Here is a 1479-nt window from a genome sequence, read left to right on the forward strand (position 1 = left end):
CGCGATCGGCTCGTCCGTCCCGGCGGCCGTGACGACCGCGGTCTCCGGCTGCTGCTCCTGGACGCCCAGCGTCTCGGTGAGCAGGAAGCGGGAGAGGGCGACGGGCGTCGGGTAGTCGAAGACCATGGTCGCCGGGAGCCGCAGCCCGGTCGCCGTGTTCAGCCGGTTGCGCAGCTCCACCGAGGTGAGCGAGTCGAAACCGGCGTCCTGGAAGGCGTGTTCCGGCTGGACGGCCTGAACCGATGCGTGTCCGAGCACCGCGGCGACCTCGGTGCGCACCAGCTCCAGCACCGCCTGCTCGCGCTCGGCCTCCGGCAGCCCGGCCAGCCGCAGGCCCAAGGACCCCTTGGGCGCCGAGGAGGCTGCTCGTCGCGCGGTGCCCCGGACGGGACCGCGCAGCCCGCGGAGGACCGGGGGCACCGTGCCCTGCAGCCCGCCGAGGTCCAGCCGCAGCGGGGCGACGGCCGCCCGGTCCGCCGACAGGGCGGCGTCGAACAGCCGCAGCCCCTCCTCGACGGAGATCGGGGCCAGACCGACGCGCTTGAGCCGGACGAGGTCCGCCTGGTCGAGCCGGTCGGCCATGCCGCTGCCCTGCTCCCACAGGCCCCACGCCAACGAGGTGGCGGGGAGCCCCTGCGCACGGCGGGACTCGGCAAAGGCATCGAGGAAGGTGTTTGCAGCAGCGTAGTTGGCCTGCCCGGCGCTGCCCAGGATGCCGGACACCGACGAGAAGACCACGAACGCGGACAGGTCACCGGTCAACTCGTGCAGGTTCAGCACGGCGTCGACCTTGGGGCGCAGCACCGCATCCAGCCGCTCGGGCGTCAGCGCGGCGATCACGCCGTCGTCGAGCACGCCGGCCGTGTGCACGACGGCGGTCACCGGCACGCCGGCCAGTGAACGGGCGAGCGCATCCCGGTCGGCCGCGTCGCAGGCCGCCCAGCGCACCTCGGCGCCGGAGGCCGCCAGCTCGGCCTCCAGCTCGGCCGCACCGGGGGCGTCCGCACCGCGCCGGCTCATCAACAGCAGGCTGCGTACGCCGTGTTCGGTCACCAGGTGCCGGGCGACGAGCCCGCCCAGCGCACCGGACGCACCGGTCACGAGGACGGTTCCCGTGCCGAGGTCGGGCGCACCCGTGTCGGTCCCGGACGTCTTCGCCAGGCGCGGTACGAGCACGTCCTGGCCGCGCAGCGCGAACTGCGGCTCGCCGGAAGCGATCACGCCCGGCAGAACGGCGGGCACCACGGCGGCGTCCTCGGCCTCCACCAGCACGAACCGGTCCGGGTTCTCCGACTGCGCGGTGCGCACGAGCCCCCACACCGCGGCGTGGGCTAGGTCACCGGGACGCGTCACCAGCGCCAGCCGCGCCGGACGGTCCTCCGCCAGCCACCACTGCACCAGCTCCAGCACGGCGTTGACGACCTCACGGACCCGGGTGGCCGTGTCGTCACTCGTCCCCACCGGGCACGGGACGACCAC

The 1479-nt window shown here is 74.6% G+C and carries 1 protein-coding gene; it reads right to left on the bottom strand.

Translation table 11 applies throughout. From position 1 onward, the window contains the following. Positions 1–1479 (bottom strand): type I polyketide synthase (locus HG542_RS34055; RefSeq protein WP_171088295.1); only part of this gene is annotated, 1479 nt, incomplete at both ends.

This window comes from Streptomyces morookaense (assembly GCF_013030945.1).
Classification (GTDB): domain Bacteria; phylum Actinomycetota; class Actinomycetes; order Streptomycetales; family Streptomycetaceae; genus Streptomyces; species Streptomyces morookaensis.